The organism is Lutispora sp. QWL-02, from assembly GCF_058315355.1.
The window spans coordinates 2,222,117-2,240,233 of record NZ_CM177762.1 but is presented as its reverse complement, the minus strand read 5'-3'; the positions used below and the strand labels follow the sequence as shown (position 1 = coordinate 2,240,233).

The window sequence follows — 18,117 nt, the reverse complement described above, 5'->3', positions numbered from 1 at the left end:
AGTACACCAAGTATAATAACGGCTGACCTTAGGCCTGATATAAACAATATCCGGTTTCTGCTCATACCGTCAGCCGCCATCAGTACCGTGAGCATAAGGATGACAGCAGCTATTCTTCAATGTTTGCACGAACTGAATAGGCCGAGATCCTCTTCTGATATCTTATCGTCGGTATGGAACATAATATTCCCAAAATGCCAAATGCAATTACCCCCTTGGAAATAAACCCTTTATCAATAAATTGCCAAGCAACGAAGGTTAAAAGCATAACGACAGTTACCAGCCACGCGTTTCTTAAGGACTTGTAATAATTGAATTTATCGGAATTTGTGGTATGCAGCTCGAAAGGTTTGCCGGTATTCCTTTTTTCAACAATAAATAATTCTTTATTATAGTTCCCGGGTTTAGTGGAAATCTGCCCCATACCGCTGCCATATGGTCTCCATCTCAATTTGATTGCTGAAAAATTGAGATTGGCATTTTTATAGAACACTTTATAACCGAGTTCCTCTAAAAAAGCCCTATATTCTCTTTCTTTTTTAAAACTCTGTTGAGCAACAAACTCAATAGCATATTGATATTCAGCAGGCTGGCACTCTTCAAAATCATAAGTCATTTTCCCTGTTTTTATTAGTCGATACCCTTTTTGTGCCATTTGATTTAACCAGTTTTCCTGAGTATCCAAAAATCCGCCAAAAAAACGATAACATTTTTTCATTGTTCTTGCCCCCCAATAATTTCTTCCGCTATATTGATTAAGCTTTTTAGTCTTTTCATCTCTGCTTCTGCTATTTCCTTACCAATCTCTGTAATAACATATTCTTTTTTTCTGCCGCTTCCATCGTCAACAGGCATTATCCAATTCCGTTCCTGCAAGGTGTTTATCGCACCGTAGAGCGAACCTGCTCCCAAAATTAAACGGCCTTGTGTTTTATCTTCTACAAATTTCATAATTCCATATCCATGACTTGGAGTATATAAAGACAGCAATATAAAAAAAGTTACTTCTGTTAAAGCACCGCCTTTTGCGTTGTCTCTCATCATTTCCCCTCCTGTATAGTTATTACGGTTACTGTAATAACTATATCACTAACTGTAATATGTGTCAATAGAAAAAGCATTATCATGCGATAATGCTTTTAAGCCCAATTTTTGTTTCAAAACCACAATATCTTGTGGTTGACTCCTCTTCCTTTTAACCCCAATACGTCATCAGAATTATACTCTCAACGTGACTTGCGGATACAAAAGCGTCAATTTTCGATTCAATAAATTCTGTTGATTCAGAATTAGACAAGTCAAAAAATTCTACCGACTTTATTACTTACTCAGTTCTTACAAGTCCTGAATAAATAGTCACAACGCTAATATTATCTATTGTTGATTACCATCCAACCCTAAACTGAGTAAAAGGTCTATGGTTATAAGCTTGTTTCCTTTTTTAGTCTGTGCAATGCCCATGAAAAACTAATACTGCACATAACCGCAAGTAAAAGAAATACAAATGTAACATCGCGGACAGCAATATTTCCATGTAAAATCAAATCTCTTAACACATTAATTACTTGAGTAAACGGGTTTAGATTAACTGCGATTGCCAAGCCCCCTGATAATCTGTCTGCCGGAAATAATGCCGTGCTTAGAAAGAAGATTGGCAAGACAATTGCGTTCATCACGGTTTCGTAAATGACCTCATTAGGAAGGCAAAGGCTAATCGCATAAGTAAGTCCTGCTATAAAAAATGCTGTCATAAATATCAACAAAGCAATTAGGAGCGCTCCTATAAACCCAGAAGCAATTTTTACAGAAAATAACAGACTGACAATGCACATAATAGCAGCTTCAATAAAAGTACATAATACTGCTTCTAATACTTGACCCAGTACAATTGAGCTTCTTTGAACCGGGGCAATCAACACCCTGTAAAAACTCCCATCGGTTTTCATCAGATAATTCATGATACCGCTGCTGCTGCAAGCTCCAAAACTTACAAGTACAACAAGCCCAGGAAGAATAAAGGCCGTATAGTTTTCAATTCCAATACCCTGCATGGACTGTCCGGCAACAGCGCTATATAAAACCAGCCAAAGTATAGGCTGCAGAATTGTCATTACAATAGTAAAAGCGTTGTGAAAGCGCCACTTAATATTGCGCTGAAGTAGAGTAAAAACATCCATCAGCATGCCCCCTTACCATCTTCACCGGTTAGCCTGATAAAAACGTCTTCCAAAGTAGGCTGCATAATTTCTATCCCCAAGAAAGGAATAGCATGCTCCAGCAGCCACCAATTCGCTTTTTCTAAATCGTTATGCCCGTTTTTTAAACCGGCAATAATTTTATCACGGCGCAAGTCAGATTCTTTCAGATCTACAACACTTTTTAATGACTCAAAACAGTTTTGAGCTTGTTCTTTTGATGCAAAGCTTATTTTCAGCATGTCTTGTCGCAAGTATTCTCTGAGAGCATGAGGAGTACCTTGAAGTATATCTTTCCCATTCTTCATAATGCATATGGTATCACTTAATCGGTCAGCTTCCTCTAAATAATGGGTTGTCAAAAAAATCGTGGTTCCAAAATCATTTCTGATTTTTTTCATCATGTCCCACATTGCCGTGCGGGATTGAATGTCCATACCGACGGTTGGCTCGTCCAAGAATAATACTTTTGGATTTGACATCATATTCAGTGCAATATCAAGCCGTCTTTTTATTCCCCCGGAATAAGAGGAGACAGGGTGTTTTAAATATCGCTCTAATCCAAAGCAGGCAATCAAGGTTTCCATCCGCTTTCTTGCTTCGGCTTTCGGCACCTTGTAGAGCTTGCTTTGAAACATCATATTTTCCGTAAGGGACAAATGCGTATCAATGGAAGTCCGCTGTGCCACGCAGGATATTTGTGTGCGAATTTCGGGCGCTTCCCTGTAAATGTCTTTTCCAAACATGGTAACAAGACCGGAGGTAGGAGCCAGATAAGTGGTCAGTATATTAATAAGCGTTGATTTTCCCGCACCATTTTGTCCTAAAAGTGAGAAAATTTCTCCTTTCTTGACTGTTACGTTCAAGCCATTTAATGCCTGTACGCCGTTCTTATACTTTTTTATTAACTTTTCGGTTCGAATAGCGAGCATATTATTCCTCCTTAATAGGGAATAGAACTTCCGTAACATATTGGGCGGGGTTCCCTTTCAGGAACATTCCGGGTCCTTTGATGAAAACCTCTCTAAATGGCAGCCTAAGCTGGAGATTATGTTGAGCCGCATATCGGTCAATTGCTGTATAAGCATTATGCAGGGTCTCATAAGAACCAGTATGTGTAACGCTGATTGCTTTAATAGGAGGAAATTCTTTTATTTCAATTCCATTTTTGACGGGTGTTTCCTCAGTTGGTACGCACAGGTCCATTTCACCCATTTTTGTTTCAGGATTCATCACATAATAGCAAAAAAATGGCGCGCCGCTTGTCTTTCCTTTAATAGACTGAAAAACACTGGGAAAAACCTTGTTGGCCTCTGCTGCAATTCCCTTGTATCTCAGAAAAGCAACTCGAATCGGTTCAATATCTCTGATTTCAATTTGGTATTCCATTTTTTAATTCCCCTTTTCCTTTTTTATAGCAATCCATACTTCGGAATGCCCCTCTTGTGGTTTTTCTTTACTGATGGGATACACTTCTACGTCCGGCAGTTCTGCGTAAGCATACCCTGAAAACGGAAGCCATTCTGTAAGAAAACGTCTGAAGATATTTTGAATGGATTCTTTGAAATGTCCGTCACTTTCAAATATCACCCATGTTGCTGCCGGGATTTCATATTCAGACATTCCTGCAGGAACGGGCTGATCCGTCGCAGCTGCAATATAATAATAAATCTCATCCGGATTTTGATAAACAGTAACACCCAGCACTGCATCCGGATTTTTATTAGACAGTTCGCAGACTTCTGTGAATCGGTTATCCTGTAATGCTCTGTTCCAAAAAGGCGGAACCAGTTTTTGGTTTTCCTCCATGTCCTCTGTTAATGGAATGCGTATACCTACAATCCTCATAGACTCTTTTTCTTCCATACGATATGGCATAGCATCACCTCCTGTAACTTTAACGGAAAATTTAATGGAGGGATATGCATGAAGCACACACCCTTGAGATTTGGCAGCAGAGGGAGAAATTCCATGAACGCTCTGAAACGCCCGGTTAAAAGATGTCGGGGAATTGTATCCGTATTTAAGTGCAACATCCAGTACCTTTGTATCTGTGGATTGCAATTCAAAGGCAGCCTGTGTCATTCTCCGGCGGCGGATATATTCAGACAACGGAATACCGGCTACATAGGTAAACATACGTCCGAAATAATAAGGCGAGCAACACGCTATTTTTGCTGCTTCCTCACATGAGATCTCGTTATCCAAGTTCTTTTCGATATAATCAATAGCGTTGCTTAACTTTTTTAGCCACTCCATTTCTCCACCTCCTTGTAAAAATCATAGTCGGTGTTCAGCAAAGCTGAACCCATTGATTTTACTTGATTTATAGTAACTGGAAACAAGTAACTTCACCTCACATGCTCCAAACCTGCTAAAATAGGGGTTTAGGAAGGGGGATGAGGTCATTTGTTACCACCAAATCAAAGCCATTTAGCTTATAGATTAAATCTCTATCAGAACGTTAAACAAACTGATAGTATTGCAAAAATTCTTTCACATATTGATCTTTCTTGTGTCTATGACCTTTGTAAACGTTTTTACTCCAGCAATCCATGGGGACGTATCGCAAATTATCTTCCTCAAGATGCTTTAAGGTCACTATTAGTGATGTATCTTGCAGGTTTTACATCCATTAACAAATGGGTCAAAGAACTAAAAGATACACCCCGGTATGCTTACCTATCCGGATTTACCCCTGAGAAAACGCCCTCAAAAGCCTATTTCTCTTGGTTTATGTCTAACCTGTTTGGAGAGGATTTTGACATAAATGATATCATGACTCAGGGTACGTTGCTTAAGAAGATATTTGAACTTGTATTCGTCAATAAATCCATTGCGCTTGGTATTATTGATCCCCATGATAAAGTGATTTTTGATGGTTGCAAGGTCAAGACTTTCTGTAAGCAGAAGTATGTTCCGGAAAAGTACTGTAGGTGCTCCAGCAATAGCATTAAGCCTTTTAAATGTTCTATGTGTAAAGACCCAGAAGCCACCAAAGGATATGACCATAACCTTGACCGATATTTAATAGGCTATGGACTACATTTTGCAGCAACCCCTATAGTTGATAATCAATCCAAATGTTTACCGCTTACTTTTTTTGTTGCAGGAGCCGATGTCCATGATTCCAAAGTAGCTTCACATCTTTTAATGTACCTTTATCACGATATGAAAGTGGATTTTAACCATGTCATCCTGGATTCAGGCTATGATGCATACTACATTTACTGGTGGATCTCTTTGCTGGGTGGTAAGCCGATTATCGCGATCAACCCAAGAAACTCGCAAACTCCTACACAAGAGAATAAATACGGGTTACCTGTTTGTTCTGCCGGTCATGTTTACTATTACTGGGGAATTGATAGAAAGAAGCGTAGATACAAGTGGCGATGCCCTTTGAAAGCATCAAAGAAATTAGCTAAGAAGCTTAAGTGTGATAAACCTTGTTGTGATTCCAACTATGGCAAGACAGTCTATACTCACATTGAAGATGACATCCGCTGGTTTACACAAGTCCCTAGAGGCTCGCAACTCTGGAAAGACCTATACTCAAGAAGAGCACGCATCGAATCTGTGATCGGCGATACGGTCCTCAATAACGGATTAAAGTCCCCATTATTCCGGGGTACAAAAAACTTCTTCGTGAGGACTGCCTTGGTATGCATGACCCAACATGCAAAAGCCATAGCTGAAGTCCTTGAGAGTATAGATTACCAGAAAAATGCCGCTTAATCCATAGGAAATTTAATCCTTTACTCCTATGTTTAGCTAAGCTCTGCCATTTTACAATGGTAAACTCTTCCTATCAACTGCACCTTTTTTAATTTTCAATGATCAGTCCTTTTGTTATTGCTTTACTGTTAATTACTGTTACTTTTTGGTGTCCGTAACCAATTTATTTCACTTTACTGAACACCTACAAAATCATACTATGTAAAGTAAATTTATTCCTCGCTTTTTATGTCCTCTTTTGTAAACTCTACTTTATCGCAATAAAATTTATATATCAACAATAGCAGCCCACACTTTTTATAATAAAAGTGTGGGCTGCTTGCTACTAAACTACATCTCTATTAATTTTTTTAACGTAGAAAGAATTTTTGAAAGCCTTCGGCTGACCGTATATTGGCTTAACGTAAACTCTCAACAAGATAAACGGCAAGACCACGTCCCCTCTCACTAGGCAGTTTATCTTTCCGGATGATTGCAAGGATTTTATCCTCCAGACTGCTGACATTTTATGTATGTAAACAGCCTGAGCTATTTATTAAAAATAGACTGCATATTTTTTTCTACTGCTTTTAGCAGTTCTTTCGGCAGTTTTTCTACTTGTTCACCAATCATTACCCCGTGTGGTTGTTTGTATCCTTCATTCCATACGAAATTAAAAATCTTTTCATTTGTTTCGCTATTTTTTCCTATTTGGAACGCATAGACTTCCACATTTTTGGACAACAATCCCTGTACAGCTTCTTTTGCTGCTCCTGGAAAACTTGATGCACCGTCTGTAATTTCGAAGACTATCTTTATTTGCTTTCCATTTTTGAGTTCCCTTTCCTGCATGGGCGCAATTCTATCGGATATTTCCCTAAGACAGCTTCCATCATCGGTTGCTCCATCTGTTGCATCCAGCTTTACGATTGAGCTAATTATGTCGCTTTTTTCTTTTTTCTTTGCATTTTTAGTGTTAAATTCTTTAACATTATAATACTTACTGCCAAAAAACCAGGTTTCGCTTAAAACTTCTACTTTTTGATTCAATTGTTCTGCATTGCTTTTCAAATATCGATTAAAATCATCAATTGACAGCAATGTCACTGCCAGAGCTTTTCTTGCCGCCTCAATTTTTGACGCATTCATTGACCCTGAGTTGTCTATCACAAAAGAAATCTCTATTCTTTCAGGCATTATATCTGTCTGAGGCTCTAGTAAGTATCTATTAAAAATAGGGATATTTTTGTAATTCCCCTTTTTTTCCGCTTCTATAAAATCTGGATAGTATTTAACTAAGCTATCGACATCTAGTTTTCCCTTTGTTTGACCATCCTTTTTTACGCTTACTTCCTTTTTTGCATCCCCTATCAGCTTTTTCCAAAATTTACGCATTTGTTCTCTTTCCGATTTCATTTTATTTGAATAAAATTGAAATAACTGTTGATCGGCCTGGCTAACCCCATAAGGCTCTAAATCTACCTTACCTTGTATTGTATTTTTTACGTTTGAGCTTATTTGGTCTTGTTGATCTAACATTTCTTCTAGTATCTCTTTCTCTTCTTCCTGCGTAGATTCCAGTGAATCCACTATGTCATCCGCTTTAGATTGTTCAAAAGGATTTTCACTTCCTTTGCCTTGATCTTTATTCTGTCCTTCTGATTTATAAAACACCATTTCATCGATTTCTTCTTTCCACAATTGCTCAAAAATTGGAAAGGTAAAAGAACGAATAAATGGATCTCTTTCTATAATTCCTTGACCGTTATTTATCTGTCTAACTAATTGATAATGAATAAAGTCAAAAAAAGGTTGATTGAAAATTTTTCTGTCAAATGGATTTTCTACACATCCTTCGATCTTAGGCTCTCTTTTGTATAATTCAATAATTAGGAAACTGTTTGCAAAAGCTCTATGCCTAGGCATTTGAGAAATCGACTCAATGGTCCTGCCTGTTTGTCTCATATATGAAACAATTTTCCGGAAATCTTCTTCATCCCTGTATATAGGACACATCTGCAAAACTCTCAGAAATGATATCTGCTTATCCAATAGATATAACAAATCAAGAATTTCTTTTCTTACATAATTCGAAATAATTTTGGGTTGATATGCTTGATCTTTTTCCATTCCTTCTTTTTTTATCCTATCTAGAATATAGCTTGTCATGCGATCAATTTCTTTCTGCCAATCTTTTTTTCTATTCAGATATTTTTTAGTTTGCTTTTTCCAATCAGGGTATAGGGCTAACTCGTAGTAGATATGCCACATGATTTGATTGTCATCTAATTTTTCACCCAAAAAGCTTTGAAGCGGCAAGTATAAAACTCCTTTGGATGGATCTAATAGAAATCTTTCTAATTTTGGGTCAGGAATATAAATCAAACTAGGATCTCTCGTAAATGTGGCCAATGAGCGCTGTTCTCTTTGCAAAAATTCTTCGCAATGATTTTTAGATTCTTCAATTAAAGTTTGTTCATCGAAGTCAAACATACTCATTTCCTCCTAATGATACAGCGGCATAGCCCACAAGTCTTTTGGTGTATCAATTCGATCAATGTCCAACAGATTTAATTTACCTTCTACATCCATAAGCAAATATTTTGAAATATCTAGTTTTATGACATTTGTAAAAAAGACATCCTTGATTGCCGCCTCATCATTTAGATACCAATTTCCGAAATTCTCTTCAAGTAAGTATATGATTCCATCTTCACTTAAAACTACAGCTGTACCTTTTTTAGATTGAACATCAAACAAATTGCCTTTTAAATTGCCCAATTCTATTTTTACGGTTTTTGCATCTTCATATAGAGAAAATATCTTAAGATGCCCTTTATTTCCTATCGCCATAAGGGAACTCTTGCTGCCATTTTCATCCTCCAGGCATCTAATTTGCCTTATTTCATCATTTAGAAAATTAATTTTTTCTGTAATAGTAAGCTGCTTGTTCTCATATTTGATAAAATATAATTCCCCCATTTTTGTCCCAGCTGCAAAATAATCGTCACTTATTTTTTCCAATGCAGTCCAATTTGGAATAGTGCAACATATATCTTTATGAAAAACAAGACGATATTCATCTTTTTCTTTTATTATTTTAAGTAAGTTTAACTTTTCGTCTCCATTTTCCACTGCAAATAAATTATCATTAATTGCTAAACACCTTCCAAATCCATTAAAATCATGTTCTGTTTGAATCCTTTTAACTTTAACCTGTCCATTAACATCAGGCATTTGGCTAAAATTATCGCTTGAAAGCAGATAGCATCCCCCTCTGACTCCAAAAAGCAAAATTTCTTTATCATTCAATTTATATATAAAGGAAACCCTCTCTTTTATTTCTTTAATAGGGGAGCTCCACTCTCCTTCAATTTGATTATTATCAGAATCATCTGCAATATAAAAAAATTGAACTTTTCCATCTATACCGCTTGTAATAAAAAGATTTTCATTAATCCTCAATGCAGTTTGTAAGAAACTATCAAAACTAAAGGCTCCCAATTGTTTTATGGGTTTTATCTGCATTGATGTCTTTTTTATATTATTTGCATAAACCCGGTAATAGGGAATTAATTCAGTTAATAAATCTTGTTCTATTTGTGAAAGTTTGTCCAATTGTTCTTGGAAGCTATCATCCAAAATCCCGTTCGTTAGGCATCCATCCAGCTTTTTTCTTAAATCTTTAACCTGATTCTTGAAATCCTTTCTGTCTACTGACAAATTCATTTTCACTTTTCTCCTTCATTATCTTCTAAGTATTCAAGCAGATCTTTGGAATGCTCTAAATGAGATAATTGCTGATCTAGTTTTTGATATTTTTTCGCATCAATCCGCAGTGAATCATCAATATCAGTTTTAAAGCGTTCCTTTAGTCCTTTTGGCAAAGTTCTCCTCAGGGTTCCTTTCCCAAATACCAGATGAACTACGTCTAAATAGCTTAAAGTTTCTATTGCTGGGCGAACATAGTGATATGGGCGGGTACGAATTTCGTCATATGTTGTCGTTGATTCTCCTATGCCTTTTGTCTCAATCTTCCATCCTTCTACTGCAGGGAAAAAGCCAAAACGCACCGCTTGTGAGAGAATATAGTTTTGGTCGTCAGGATAAGTTATTGAACTAATAAAACCATCCCACAAAGCCTTGCTCAAGTCTTTTTCTTCGCCTTGATTCCAATCACCTAATACGTGCAAAATATTTCGGATTGATAATACAGATTCTCTAAGCTCCGGTTCATCCAGCCCGGAATCTTTTTCAACTTCATTTTCCTTCCACTTGCCCATAAAAACATTCTGAGTAACCCTGCACAACTGAGAAAAGCGAAACAATTCTTCTAATGTTCTTTTGGAATCAGGAATATGAATATTCCCATTTTTGTCAGCCAATTGTGCTATTATTATTCTAAAAAGTTCATTCTCCCACAGGAACTCTTGATCTTCCAACGAACCAGTTATCTTTTGAGGCACATAATTGTATTCAATCGTTACAAATCGTGATTTAAAGGCTGGATTCAGCTCATTTGTTCCATCATAATTGACCATTTGGGTTGATAGATTTCCTGTGCCGATAAATCCAAATCCAGGTTTAATCAAAATAGGGCCAACTCCTGTAATGTAAGCCGTACTTCCTGCATGACGCTGCAATATATCATTCAAAGCAATTAAGTTTTGCATGGCAATTGTATTTAATTCGTCTACGATTACAGGGCGGCCTTCCTTTACTGCAATCAAAATTTCTCTTTCTATTTTTTTGATTACAGTACCAAAGCTACTATTACTTGCTACCAATAAATCAGAAAAACTCTTCCATATCTGAATCTTAAGCTGCAGCTGCTCTTCATCTGTCATCTGCTCCAATCTTGCTTTGTGCTCATCCATCCACTTATAAAAATCTCCTATAATCATATTCAGATAATCCGCATAGGATCCCTGTGAGAAACTGTGTGTAAGGGACAAGGTTTTCTCCACAAACATATCTTCGTAGGTTAAATTATGTGAACCAGATATAAATAGCGGCTGTAAAGCTTCTATTTCCTCTTTACTTCCATTGGTTAATATATTTTTATAGTAGAGCTTTCTTTCTTCATTAAATTCTTTAAATTTTTGAATGGCATCTTTTTCTTTCACATTTGGATTGGCAGAAAACCATTCCTCCATTTTGTCTTCTAATTCTTTTTGCATTTTATTTTGGATAGTAAAATCCATAGCTGCTTCAGTTGCTAATTGGGTTTTACCGCTTCCTAAATGTCCTACAATATATACAGGAACACCTAAATTCAGTGAGTCTATTACTTTTTGTTTTGCTTTAACTACATAAGGGACAGTTACTAAACGCTGTTGGTGTTGAGTCTGTATATCTCTTATCAATTGACGTTTATAATAAAATTCCCAGGCTTCCGGAGAGTTTTCTAGGATTTTCTCTAATTCTCTTTCCAGTTTTTCTATGCGATCAATGCGATATCTTGTAGCTGAATTACTCCCGTATGGGCCGTAATTATTACTCTCGCTATTAACTCTCCTCTCGAATCGAAGAAAAAACCTTTCATATTCTATTAAATTTTCAATTTCTAGTATCTTTTTTCCCACATTTACTGTTTCTTCTTCTACATAAGCTTTATACTTATCGTAATAAATATTATTTTTTTTAGAATCAGGAGCATTTTTGTCATCTCCTTCTTCAAATTTTCGAAAAGTTTTAAAAAACGATCCTTGTTCTTCTATTTTTTTATTATTCTCGTATTCTAATGATTTTAAGGCTTCCCTGCGCAAATCATCTTCATACCAGCTTTGCATTTCTTCTATAGTAGGAATATAATCTTGCTTAATATTTTTTTGCTCTTTCATAGAAGTTTCCTCCATTTTATGATGTTTATTATAATAATTGCATATAAATTAAAATCCCGATTTTTTTGAAATTCGGGATTTTAATCAAATTATCTAATTCTAAATGTAATTAAATAATTCCATATTCTTTCAATAACTTTTCAATTTCTGTTCCAGCTATTTGCTTTTGAATTTTACGTTTAACTAATGGCGGCAAATCCATTTTTGGTTTTTCACCATCCAATAAGTTCAAACCTGCATTTAACAAATAGCGGATATCATATCTCGAAGCAAATACCTCGGGAACTCCTTTTTCAACTCCAGTCAATACATATACTGCTTCCATTGCTGTACGTCCTGAGTATTCGATAGTAAATACAGTATCACGTCCCGGATCATCCAATGTTTCAGTAAATTGTCCAAGGAAAGCAAAGTTTACTGCATTCTTTGGTACAACATAAGGACGATCTCCAAATTCACGAGGCATAAACATTGATGTAATAAATGGCATCATAACAGGAACTGCAGTACAGCTTTCTGCCAATTCTTCTATTTTATCTGTAGGAACCCCTATATGATATAACCATTCTTTTGTAATTTCCTTACCGGTGCAATCCCTTAAAGGTTTTTTAATATAATCTCCAGGAACATCAGTGAACAATCCATATACCCAAACAACAACGTCTTTTTCAGGTTGACCATAGTATTGTTCTTGACGGTTTATAGTCCAGCTCATCAACCAGGAAGAGTCAACTGCTGTGACTATACCGCCTGTTACAGTGCGTCCAGTATATGGGGAACGTTTTGTAATCTTTTCAATATATTCAGGAACACGTTCATCATGACAAGTTACTGTACAAGATTCCCAATTAGATTTTTCTGTACTTGTGCAGAACTTATCTGGATTTCCAAATTCATCACATTGAGCTGCTATATTTCTCCACAAAGTCCAACATCCTTTTGGTTCCTTGTTAAATGGAGCTGGAGTATTGTCATCACCATATCCACTACCTTCAGTCATGGAACCATTGGTAATAAGTACTAAGTCATTTTCTGTTAAGTCAATAGAAATATCATTTCCTCTTTTATCCCTTGCAACTATTCTATTTGCAACTTTTTTATCATTTGAAATTGAGAACTCAACGTTATCAACAGTGACTCCATATTCAAATTTAGCACCATGGTCTTCCAAATATTTAACCATAGGCTTTACAAATGAAGTGTACTGATCATGGCGTGAAAATTGTAGTGCTGAAAGATCTGTTAAGCCGTCAACATGATGGATGAAACGATTCATATATAATTTCATCTCTAAAGCACTATGCCAGTTCTCAAAAGCAAACATTGTTCTCCATATTGTCCAGAAATCAGTGTTTAAAAGCTCTTCAGAAAAAATATCTTCAATGGATTTGTTTTGAAGTTCTTCATCTGTCATCATTGTAAAAGCAGCTATTTCTTTTGCCAAGTCTTGACCTAAATTGAATTTTCCATTATCATAGCGTTCGCCTTGGTTATTAGTAATACGGCAATTGCTAAAATTTGGGTCGTCATGATTTGTATAATAGAAATAGTCTAACACGGTCATATTGGGATCTTCTGTAGATGGCAAGGAACTAAACAAATCCCATAAAACCTCAAAATGATGTCCCTGTTCACGTCCGCCACGTGCCACATAACCAATGTTTTGGCGAACTTGGCCGTCCAAACATCCTCCAGGAATATCTAATTGCTCTAAAAAAGTAATATTACTTCCATCCATGTGAGCGTCACGAATCAAAAAACAGCCCGCAGCCAAAGCACCAATTCCTGTACCAATTAAATAAGCCTTTTTATCATCAATTCCTTCAGGCTTTCTTGCATTTACTAAAGAATGATAATTTCCATTTGTAAGTGTAAGCCTATCATCATGTGTTTTTAGTTTCATTTTATCTCCTTCTTTCTAAATTTTTAATAGTCTTCTAAAGACTATAATCATATTTGGATTTCTTTCTTTAACTTTGTGAATAGTTGCTGTCTGTATGATTTGCTTATACTTATAATATAGCTTCTTTATGTCTTTCACATTAGATAAACAAACTGCGGTGTTCGAAATTCGAACACCGCAGTTAATTTGTCTAATATTAAGGCATTGAGATTAAACCAGCACTTCGCTTAAGGGATAGGGCAATGTATCCATCGAAGAGCTGCCCGATTCGTCTGACGATAGTATCAGGGTCTTCCTTCATTCCGGAAGCAATCCAGCGTAATACCATTTCAGTGAGGGCACACTGATAAAAGGAGGCAATCAGTTTTTTATCCCCTGAAGAGGCTGGGATATCGCCGCTTACTTTTTCAACATACCGAATCATGACATTTCCTGATACATTGTATATATAGTCCTCTAATTCTTCTCTTTGCATGGAATTATATACATGATAAATAGCTTTTTTGTTTTCTAAAGCAAACTTAGCAGCCACAATAAAGCTTTCTTCCCAAGAGAGTGTATCATTATATTCATCAATGACTGTCTGAAGTTCTGTTTGGAAGATCTCTGACAGAATTGCATAAATATCTGTATAGTAATAATAAAAAGTATTTCTGTTGATCTCACATTCTTTAACAATAGCCGTAACTGTGATTTTGTTAAGCGGAAGCTCATTCAGCATCTTTATGAATGCCTCACGAATCATTTTTCTGGTATATTGCTGTGCCAAGTCGCCGCCTCCTTAATGCATTGTCTGCATTCAAAATTATAACACATGGTAAGTTATTTGCAAATAAACTGCTATCACATGATCACGGCAAAATTTAGTCCAAGCTTTTTTAGCTAGGTTGAGTAAAGCTGCATGCTCATTGGGTAATTGAGGTATTGCCCATTCTGGCTAAAGTTAAAATTACATTGCGTTCATCACCTTTAATATCCGCTATCAACCCGGGTAAAGATTCTTTAATCGCTCTTCGTATGTCTGTCATTGGTACAGGCTCAAGTACTTCTGTTGCTTTTGGTCCAGAAAGATTAATGCCATTTTTTCTTACTTGATTTATAACTGTAACTTCAAGTGGTCTCATAGCATTTGTGTTTCCTATTTTCCCAGATATAGTCATTAGCCTATCTGTAAGTTCTCTTCGAGTTCTTTCAGATAAACTATGATTTGTTACCACCAAAATATCTACATCGCTATTAATGCGTAAACCTTCCATTACAGCAGAACCATATAAATATACCCCAACTAATATACTATCAAGCAGTTCCTCTATAATTTTTAATGCTTGAATTGCTTCTTTCGGTATTTTTTTGTTACTCAAATATATACTCAACTGAGATCTCCTTTCATCTAAAACTATATTTAACACTCCTTTCTACCTCTTATTGGTGCTTTAAAAATATTTAATGCGGTCATAATGCTACTTAATACCATTCGCTCGTTCCATGATTTCCTGGACTATTGATGTTTTGGCATCTGCGTAGTGCTGTACATGCCGCCACTTATTCTTTTCTCGCTGCATCGATCACCTTTTGAATAAATTCTGTTTTTGAGCGTGTATATTCCTCCATGGTGTTGCCATTTTTTATAGCGGCTCTCTTTTTTACTTATCCATATCTGAATCCTCTAAAGCTACAACTCAGGTTTAGAGGCTGGCTTCCCTGCCTCAATCAGCACTTTATTACAGAGCATAAATATACCAAGTACAAAAATCAGTAAGCCTGTACCTATGAAAAGCCATTTTATCTTAATAATGTCCGAAATTATTCATTTCCTTTATCAAGAGAACTTTTTACATAATTTGAGATAGCCTCTTTAATAAACTCAGAAAAGCCTTCTTTTATCTCTTCAAGATGGTTTCGGAAAGCTTCGCTATTTATATAATAATTGCCAAGCTTCGCAAAGCGATCGAGAGTATAAATGCCACCATGAGTTTTGTTAAGATAGTTATGGTATTCCTTTACAGCCTTTTGAACCTTGATGGATGACGGTTCCTGTCCCACCAACTCAGCAAGCTTCTGCATATGCTTTTCCATTGCATCTGATATATCCCGTTTCATGTCACCGGGCATACTGTTGAGAATCTCTGCACCGTAATTCATTTCTTTTTCACTAAATAGCGCCGGATATTCTTTGACATCTTGCTCTAGGCTGCTCCACATAGCTTCATATGGTCTTTCTAAAATATCCGCTGTTTCAAATACTGCCGTTTGAAGTAATATGAGCTTTTTATCGATCTTTTCTTTCTCTTTTTTTAGATGTTCAATTTGCATTTTAATTGCTGTTGCCCGATCATATGCAGGATCATCCATAATGGCCTTAATCTGCATAAGAGACAAGCCCATATCCTTTAAAAACAGGATCAGGTGCATCTGCAAAAAGTCGTTGCCGCTATATTCTCTTCGATTGTTTATATCACATCTGGATGGGGAAAGCAGACCGATTTCATCGTAATAGTGCAAGGTACGGATGCTTACTCCCATTAACTCAGCAAATTTTGTTATTTTCATAAATTCCCTCTAAAAAATACTTGAACATAACGCTACGTTATATTTTAAACTTTATAAGAAACAGTAATTTATGTCAAGGAGTGATTGCTATGAATAATTATGTTATAAATGCACTTGGATATAATAAACGAGCCCGCATTTTTTACAGTGAAACAACCGACCTCATAAGACAGGCTCAGGGTAATTTACAACTTAACCAAACACTTGAGCCGGTATATCTGGAATTTATTACTGCAATGAGTATCCTCTCCGGTTCGCTTGTGGATAATGAAAAATTGTTTATTAAGTTTACAGGTGACTGTTCTAACCGGCAAATGACAGGCTTAATTGATGCCAGCGGCAATATACGCGGCTTAATCAAGGAAGGGTTCACCCCTGCGCAAACTAAAGCAGTGTTTGGCAACCGCGGTTTTATCACTGTAAATCGAGATAACGGACGTTTCAGTGGATATACAGGAATTGTGGAAATGTCCTATGCCTCTGTTGCTAAGAATTTGGAGAATTATTTCAGAAAAAGTGAACAGCTGCCGACATATATGCGGTTGTTTCTGAATTTTGACAATAACAGAAATGCGGTATTGGCAAGAGGAGTAATGCTTCAGCTTTTACCTGGAGAAACCAAATCTATTATTTCGGATTTTAATAGCGTAATTACAAAAAATATAAGTCTTTTTCATAATCCGTATATTAGGATCGATGTAGATATGTGGGATAAACTTCTGAACTCAGACTTTGATTATATGTCTCAAAAACCTGTTCAGTATAAATGTGATTGTGTAAAAGAGCAGTATTATGGCATTATCTTTTCGCTTTCACCGGCTGAAATAGATGAAATTATAAAAAACAAACAAACGCTTGAAGCTGCATGTTCCTCATGTGGCAAGAAATATTGCTTTCCTTATAATGAAATTGCAGAGTTGTTCGGTATATCCGTTGCAAAGTAATATTTGTATTCAGGATTACCTTTGATTAGATGTCTAAAAGCCTTTAACCATGAGCTTTTTGACATCTAATCTTTTTATGCTCAAGTGCATCCGCAGAGATCAATTCTCTGCCTAAATCCTGAGAACTAAAACAATTCATCCAGTAAAATATAATATTTTATCTTCTCCCAATCAGGCTCAATCCCCAGTAAGTCAAAAAATAGCTTAACATACTTTTCCTCTCCAATATCCTCTCTAATAGACCTGATGCAGAAAGCAATATCATACCACCTGTCCGCCTTACCGCTTCTCCCAAGATCAATAAAGCCGCTTATCTTGCCATTTTTCACTAATATGTTGCTGTCTCCCAGATCGCCGTGGGAAAAGACTAATTCCTCTTTGGGCTTTTCCATCTTCAAAAAATTATGCAGCTCGCGCGGATCTTTAAATGGTGTGTCTTCTTCCCAGTTTTCCCAATCCACATCAGCCAAATTGTTGTTCAGCAAATAATCCAGCTCGGCCAAGCGCCTGTCTATATTATTATTAAATGGACAATCAGATATGTCGATGGATTTAAAGAGCCTGATACACTCAGCATACAGTTCGATAATCTTTTCAGGGTTTTGTTCAGCTTCATACTCCTCTGAGCATATGAAACCATCGGCCTCGCTCATGAGCAGATTGTTCCAGCCATCATGCTGTTCAAAGTACAGAACCTTTGGGACAGGCAGCTTTCCTTCCAGCCATAGCATCATGTCCTTTTCCCGTTCCACATCATATGTGGTTCCTTTATACCGGCTGTCCGTCATTTTTAAATATAAGCTTTCATTTTCTCCGACCAATTTATATACTTTGGCAGGAGACATTCCTTCCGTATCTTTTACACATCGGTATTCTTTAATCAGTTTTTTCAATTCCGGTGATATTCCCAGTATAGCCATTTATATTTTCCTTCCTTATATTAGTTTGCATATTTTTTATACATGTCC

At 36.4% G+C, this 18,117-nt stretch carries 15 protein-coding genes and 2 pseudogenes; 2 read left to right on the top strand and 15 right to left on the bottom strand.

All coding sequences use genetic code 11. The features are described 5' to 3' along the window. Window positions 1-109 precede the first annotated feature (109 nt). From AC4HCY_RS10375 to AC4HCY_RS10350, 6 genes are all read right to left on the bottom strand, one after another. Window positions 110-718, bottom strand: coding sequence for a DUF2812 domain-containing protein (locus tag AC4HCY_RS10375; protein ID WP_491096052.1), 609 nt, complete (start codon window positions 716-718; stop codon window positions 110-112). Further along, window positions 715-1,041, bottom strand: coding sequence for a PadR family transcriptional regulator (locus AC4HCY_RS10370; RefSeq protein WP_323431705.1), 327 nt, complete (start codon window positions 1,039-1,041; stop codon window positions 715-717). Before AC4HCY_RS10370 ends, AC4HCY_RS10375 begins: the two co-directional genes overlap by 4 nt. A gap of 380 nt (window positions 1,042-1,421) precedes the next feature. Then, entirely contained in the window at window positions 1,422-2,177 is a 756-nt protein-coding gene (locus AC4HCY_RS10365) for an ABC transporter permease (protein WP_491096051.1), read from the bottom strand. Then, window positions 2,177-3,127 carry an ABC transporter ATP-binding protein gene (locus tag AC4HCY_RS10360; RefSeq protein ID WP_491096050.1) on the bottom strand — a complete coding sequence of 317 codons (951 nt, stop codon included), beginning with the start codon at window positions 3,125-3,127 and terminating at the stop codon, window positions 2,177-2,179. Before AC4HCY_RS10360 ends, AC4HCY_RS10365 begins: the two co-directional genes overlap by 1 nt. 1 nt (window position 3,128) lies before the next feature. Next, a complete protein-coding gene (locus AC4HCY_RS10355) occupies window positions 3,129-3,584 on the bottom strand; it encodes a GyrI-like domain-containing protein (RefSeq protein ID WP_323431708.1) in 456 nt (151 codons plus the stop codon). Window positions 3,585-3,587: 3 nt separating this feature from the next. Continuing rightward, window positions 3,588-4,454 (bottom strand): AraC family transcriptional regulator, encoded by an 867-nt coding sequence (locus AC4HCY_RS10350; RefSeq protein WP_491096049.1) that lies wholly within the window; start codon window positions 4,452-4,454, stop codon window positions 3,588-3,590. A gap of 150 nt (window positions 4,455-4,604) precedes the next feature. On the opposite strand from AC4HCY_RS10350, the gene AC4HCY_RS10345 reads away from it, so the two are divergent. Further along, window positions 4,605-5,930 (top strand): transposase, encoded by a 1,326-nt coding sequence (locus tag AC4HCY_RS10345; RefSeq protein ID WP_491094266.1) that lies wholly within the window; start codon window positions 4,605-4,607, stop codon window positions 5,928-5,930. A 528-nt stretch (window positions 5,931-6,458) separates the two neighbouring features. On the opposite strand, the gene AC4HCY_RS10340 is transcribed toward AC4HCY_RS10345, so the two are convergent. The 8 genes and pseudogenes from AC4HCY_RS10340 to AC4HCY_RS10305 all read right to left on the bottom strand — a co-directional run bounded on the left by AC4HCY_RS10340 (window position 6,459) and on the right by AC4HCY_RS10305 (window position 16,205). Continuing rightward, complete coding sequence (locus AC4HCY_RS10340) at window positions 6,459-8,402, bottom strand: vWA domain-containing protein (protein WP_491096048.1); 1,944 nt, start codon at window positions 8,400-8,402, stop codon at window positions 6,459-6,461. Window positions 8,403-8,414: 12 nt separating this feature from the next. Beyond that, window positions 8,415-9,644 carry a hypothetical protein gene (locus tag AC4HCY_RS10335; RefSeq protein ID WP_491096047.1) on the bottom strand — a complete coding sequence of 410 codons (1,230 nt, stop codon included), beginning with the start codon at window positions 9,642-9,644 and terminating at the stop codon, window positions 8,415-8,417. After that, on the bottom strand, window positions 9,641-11,752 hold the full coding sequence (locus AC4HCY_RS10330; RefSeq protein WP_491096046.1) for a P-loop NTPase family protein: 2,112 nt from the start codon (window positions 11,750-11,752) through the stop codon (window positions 9,641-9,643). Before AC4HCY_RS10330 ends, AC4HCY_RS10335 begins: the two co-directional genes overlap by 4 nt. Before the next feature lie 109 nt (window positions 11,753-11,861). Continuing rightward, entirely contained in the window at window positions 11,862-13,655 is a 1,794-nt protein-coding gene (locus AC4HCY_RS10325) for an oleate hydratase (protein ID WP_323431713.1), read from the bottom strand. Window positions 13,656-13,851: 196 nt separating this feature from the next. Beyond that, a complete protein-coding gene (locus tag AC4HCY_RS10320; protein ID WP_323431714.1) occupies window positions 13,852-14,424 on the bottom strand; it encodes a TetR-like C-terminal domain-containing protein in 573 nt (190 codons plus the stop codon). Between the two features lie 81 nt (window positions 14,425-14,505). Then, window positions 14,506-15,028: pseudogene (locus tag AC4HCY_RS10315) on the bottom strand (aminoglycoside adenylyltransferase domain-containing protein); the annotation flags it as partial. Between the two features lie 87 nt (window positions 15,029-15,115). Then, a pseudogene (locus tag AC4HCY_RS10310) lies at window positions 15,116-15,205 on the bottom strand (GrpB family protein); the annotation flags it as partial. Window positions 15,206-15,458: 253 nt separating this feature from the next. Then, window positions 15,459-16,205, bottom strand: a complete 747-nt coding sequence (locus tag AC4HCY_RS10305; RefSeq protein ID WP_323431715.1) for a MerR family transcriptional regulator — start codon at window positions 16,203-16,205, stop codon at window positions 15,459-15,461. 89 nt (window positions 16,206-16,294) lie between these two features. On the opposite strand from AC4HCY_RS10305, the gene AC4HCY_RS10300 reads away from it, so the two are divergent. Further along, complete coding sequence (locus tag AC4HCY_RS10300) at window positions 16,295-17,149, top strand: Hsp33 family molecular chaperone HslO (protein ID WP_323431716.1); 855 nt, start codon at window positions 16,295-16,297, stop codon at window positions 17,147-17,149. A gap of 125 nt (window positions 17,150-17,274) precedes the next feature. Here the strand turns inward: AC4HCY_RS10300 and aph(3')-IIIa are convergent, their stop codons facing one another. Continuing rightward, complete coding sequence (aph(3')-IIIa, locus tag AC4HCY_RS10295) at window positions 17,275-18,069, bottom strand: aminoglycoside O-phosphotransferase APH(3')-IIIa (protein ID WP_323431717.1); 795 nt, start codon at window positions 18,067-18,069, stop codon at window positions 17,275-17,277. Window positions 18,070-18,117 lie beyond the last annotated feature (48 nt).